The following is a 4,357-nucleotide window of genomic DNA, read 5'->3' as shown; positions in this document are numbered from 1 at the left end:
ACTACCGGCAACCGCCGGGGCTGTCGGGGGGGGGTGGGGCCCCCGCGGCGCCCCGCCTCCGTAGGACACGGACCACATGGTGTGCGGCGAGGGAGATGGCCGGTGCGGACCACGGCGACGGGTCCGGCCCGTACGGCACGCGGCGGTACCGCGTCCACCAGCCGGTGGACGCGGTACATGCGGGACGTGCGGATCGAGGCAGTCATCGCCTCTTCGTCCTGAAGCCCGTCCGTCGCGCTGTCACGACCGCGGTCAGCCCGCTCCGTGGTGCGCGAGGGCCGCGTGTTGGGCGGCGCTGTGGGTGTGGTCGGTGTGCACGGTCGCTGCGGTGAGCCGGGGGACGGCGTGGATCAGCGCGTGTTCGGCGGCGACGGCGAGCTCGTGGGCCTGTACGACGGTCAGTTGCGGATCGACGACGATGTCGGCCTCGGCGCGCAGGGCGTGGCCGATCCACCGCATCCGCACCTGTCCCAGTCCGTGCACGCCCTGCACGCCGCGGAGGGCGTGCTCGGCCCTGTCGACGAGGGCGGGGTCGACGGAGTCCATCAGCCGTCGGTAGACCTCCCGGGCCGCATTGCGCAGCACGGCGAGGATGGCGAGGGTGATGAGCAGGCCCACGACCGGGTCTGCGTACCTCCAGCCGAGGGCCGCGCCCCCTGCGCCGAGGAGGACGGCGAGGGAGGTGAAGCCGTCGGTGCGGGCGTGGAGGCCGTCGGCGACCAGGGCGGCGGAGCCGATCCTGCGGCCGGTGCGGATGCGGTAGCGGGCCACCCACTCGTTGCCGATGAACCCCACCAGGGCGGCGGCGGACACCGCCCACAGGTGGGTGATGTCCCGCGGGTTGAGCAGCCGGTCGAAGGCGGTGTACGCGGCCAGGGCGGAGGAGGCGGCGATGGTGAGCACGATGACGATGCCGGCGAGGTCCTCGGCGCGGCCGTACCCGTAGGTGTAGCGGCGGTTCGCGGCCCGCCGCCCGAGGACGAACGCGATGCCCAGCGGGACGGCGGTCAGCGCGTCGGCGGCGTTGTGGATGGTGTCGCCCAGCAGCGCCACCGACCCCGACAGGGCCACCACCACCGCCTGGACGACAGTGGTCACCCCCAGGATGCCGAGCGACAGCCACAGGGTGCGCATGCCCTCCTTGGACGTCTCCATCGCGGAGTCGACCCTGTCGGCCGCTTCGTGGCTGTGCGGAGTCACCAGGTGCGCGACCTCGTGCCGCAGCCGCGACCAGCGCGAACCCGCAGCGCGGTGGTCATGACCGTGGTCGTGCGAAGGGCCCTCTTCGTGCCCGGTCGCGGAGTCGTGGCCGTGATGGTGCGCGTGGTGGGTACTCACGGTGAGGACGCCTTCCGGGAGACGGGCAGGACAGCGCGGCCAGGGACCGTGGCGTCCCTCGGCACCACACCACCATACCGGAACACATGAACAGGTCTTCAGGTATTACGGCTCAGTAGGATGACGGCATGGGCCACGAACACGACGGCGGACACCGCGCCACCACCCGCGAGCGTCTCGACGCGGTCGGGACCGCAGATGTCGCTGCCGCCTTCCAGGCGCTGGCCACCCCGTCCCGGCTGCGCATCCTCGCCCGCCTCCAGGAGGGCCCGTGCGCGGTCGCCGTACTCGCCGAAGCCGTGGAGATGGAGCCCTCGGCCTGCTCCCACCAACTGCGCCTGCTGCGCAACCTGGGCCTGGTCGCGGGAGAGCGCCAGGGGCGCTCGATCGTCTACTCCCTCTACGACCACCACGTCGCCCAGCTCCTGGACCAGGCCCTCTTCCACGTCGAGCACCTGCGCATGGGCCTGCGCGACACACCCCCCGCCGGCGCGGCCCCGGCCACCCGGTAGCGCCGGTCCGACGGGGCGTGCGAGACGTCAGGTGCCGGTCCGATCCGGCCCGGTAATTCGGCCAGGCAATCCGTACCCCGTGCCCGTAACGCTCCTTCTGTCCCTTGAGTCCTTCCTGTGATGCGTCCCACTGGCAGTGGGACGCGCGTCGGTCCGGTCGTGGCGTCCGTCGTCCCCCCTCGGGCAACGCCCTGTGCCTGTACGGTCCTTGACGCTCCGGCAGGCCGCTTCGTAGTGGCCGGTTGAAGAATGAACTGTTGCCCGGCGGGTCGGCAGCCGGGCAAGCGGTGGATATCTTGTGGCGGTGCACAGACGGGGGAGCTGGCAGAGGCGGGCCCGAGGCGGGCTGCTCTGCGCTTCCGCATGCCTGTCGCTGGGCGCGCTCAGCCATGTCGCCGCCGGTGGCAGTCTCCCCGGCCCGGGCCCGCTCGGGATGCTCTTCGCCGCGTTGGCCCTCCTGGGAACGGTCCTCTTCGGCAACCGCCGGTACCGCTTCGACGTCGTCACGCTGATTCTCGGCGGGACCCAGTTCGCACTGCACCTCGCCTTCCACCACTTGACCATGCGGAGCCCCGACGGCCGTCCGCCGTCCCCGGCGGACGGCAGCCATGCCATGCACCACGCCATGGCCGGCGGGCATGCGGGCACGGGGGCCGCCGAGATGGTCGCCCCCGGCGCAGGGCACGCGATGGGCACGGCGATGACGGCCGCGCACGCCCTGGCCACACTGGGGACGGCCCTGTGCGTCATCCACGGGGAGCGGGTCCTTCACCGGTCGGCCGCCCTGGCTCTGCCACGCTTCCTCCCCGCCGCCGTCCCGACCGCACCGCCGGTGCTCCCGGAGCTGCCACCGCCGCCGCCGTCCACGACCGGCCGCGTGCTCTTCGGCGCCCTTCTCGCCCGCTCCCGCCCGCGGAGAGGTCCTCCCCGAGTGATGTCCGCCTGATCGCTCGTCACGCGATCACGACACCCGCCCACCAGGGCGGCTCCCTCACTCATCGGCTTCTCCGCACGCGCGTACCGAGGTTCCGCGTGCGCTCCCATTGAGGAATCACGCATGTCTTCCACAACGGAAAACGCACCACCGACAGCCCCTTCCGCAGCGGTCGACCCGCCACCACCCGGGCGCTCCTGGCAGGGCGTACGGGCACTGCTGGCCCGGTTGCACTTCTACGCCGGTGTGTTCGTCGCCCCCTTCCTTCTCGTGGCCGCCCTCACCGGTCTCGTCTACGCCTTCACCCCACAGCTCGACCAGCTGGTCTACGGGGAGCAGCTGCGTGTCGAGCAGGTGGGCGACCAGCCGCGTCCGCTGGCGGAGCAGATAGCCGCCGCCCGCGCCGCACATCCGGAGGGCACCCTGGCCTCCGTGATCACCCCGCCCGAGCCCGAGGACACCACCCGCGTGGTGCTGTCCGTGCCCGAACTGGGCGACAAGCAGCGCACCGTCTTCGTGGACCCCTACACCGCCAAGGTCCAGGGCGCGCTGACCACGTGGTCCGGGTCGACGCCCCTGACCACCTGGCTGGACGACCTGCACCGCAATCTGCACCTGGGTGAGACGGGGCGGCTCTACTCCGAGGTCGCCGCGAGCTGGCTGTGGGTGATCGCCGCCGGCGGTCTCGTCCTGTGGTTCAGCCGCAGCAGGGGGCAGCGGGCGAGCACCGTACGGGGAGTCCTGCTGCCCGACCGTTCCGCCCGTGGGGTGCGGCGTACCCGCAGTTGGCACGCGGCGGCCGGGGTGTGGCTCGCACTGGGGCTGTTCTTCCTCAGTGCCACCGGGCTGACCTGGTCCCAGTACGCGGGCGAGCGGTTCGGTCAGTTCCTCGACGTGGTCAAGGGAAGCGCCCCGAAGCTGGATCCGCGTCTGCCGAGCGCCCCGGCCCCGTCTGCGGACGGAGCCGGGGCGCACGCCGAGCACGCCGGGCACGGGGGCGCCGGGCAGAGCGCCGCAGCGGACCCGGCCGACTTCGACACGGCCCTCGCGGTGGCCCGTAAGGCAGACCTCGGCGGAACCGTCACCCTCACCCCTCCCGCCGACGCGTCCAGCGCCTGGGTGGTGGCGCAGAACGACAACGTCTGGCCGGTCCACTACGACAAGGTCGCCGTCGACACCGCCACGGGCGAAGTCACCTCGCGCACCCGATGGGCCGACCACCCCCTGACGGCCAAGCTCAGCAAGCTCGGCGTACAGGGCCACATGGGTGTGCTGTTCGGCCTCCTCAACCAGATCGTGCTCGTGCTCGTGGCGATCGGGCTGATTCTCCTGACGGTCTGGGGCTACCGCATGTGGTGGCAGCGCAGGCCCACCCGTGAGGACCGTAGGGCTGCCCTGGGGAGGCCCCCGGTGAGGGGGACCTGGCGGCGGCTGCCGCTGCCCGTCCTCATCGTGGGCGTTCCCCTGGTGGCCGCACTCGGCTGGGCGTTGCCCGTGCTGGGCGTCACCCTGATCGGGTTCCTGGTGGCGGACGTGGCCGCCGGTCTGGTCGGACGGCGCCGGAAGGCGTGAG

At 72.4% G+C, this 4,357-nt stretch carries 4 protein-coding genes; 3 read left to right on the top strand and 1 reads right to left on the bottom strand.

Going from position 1 to position 4,357, the window contains the following annotated elements; all coding sequences use genetic code 11:
* Nucleotides 1–252: 252 nt before the first annotated feature.
* The gene (locus tag ACWGIG_RS37290; RefSeq protein WP_453326161.1) at nucleotides 253–1,338 is read right to left on the bottom strand and encodes a cation diffusion facilitator family transporter; all 1,086 of its coding nucleotides are present in this window, start codon (nucleotides 1,336–1,338) and stop codon (nucleotides 253–255) included.
* Between the two features lie 128 nt (nucleotides 1,339–1,466).
* Here ACWGIG_RS37290 and ACWGIG_RS37285 point away from each other — a divergent pair, with 128 nt between their 5' ends.
* The 3 genes from ACWGIG_RS37285 (at nucleotide 1,467) to ACWGIG_RS37275 (ending at nucleotide 4,356) form a co-directional block, all read left to right on the top strand.
* Nucleotides 1,467–1,850 (top strand): ArsR/SmtB family transcription factor, encoded by a 384-nt coding sequence (locus ACWGIG_RS37285; protein ID WP_453326160.1) that lies wholly within the window; start codon nucleotides 1,467–1,469, stop codon nucleotides 1,848–1,850.
* 304 nt (nucleotides 1,851–2,154) lie between these two features.
* Nucleotides 2,155–2,796, top strand: a complete 642-nt coding sequence (locus tag ACWGIG_RS37280; protein ID WP_453326159.1) for a hypothetical protein — start codon at nucleotides 2,155–2,157, stop codon at nucleotides 2,794–2,796.
* 111 nt (nucleotides 2,797–2,907) lie between these two features.
* Complete coding sequence (locus ACWGIG_RS37275) at nucleotides 2,908–4,356, top strand: PepSY-associated TM helix domain-containing protein (RefSeq protein WP_453326158.1); 1,449 nt, start codon at nucleotides 2,908–2,910, stop codon at nucleotides 4,354–4,356.
* The last annotated feature ends 1 nt before the right edge of the window (nucleotide 4,357 follow it).

This window comes from Streptomyces sp. NPDC054863 (assembly GCF_053610825.1).
The sequence above is the reverse complement of the archived record's forward strand: the minus strand, read 5'-3'. Positions and strand labels throughout refer to the sequence as shown.

Coding starts and splice junctions, on each gene's coding strand:
- ACWGIG_RS37285 (WP_453326160.1), top strand. CDS start 1,467: ATGGGCCACGAACACGACGGCGGACACCGCGCCACCACCCGCGAGCGT.
- ACWGIG_RS37275 (WP_453326158.1), top strand. CDS start 2,908: ATGTCTTCCACAACGGAAAACGCACCACCGACAGCCCCTTCCGCAGCG.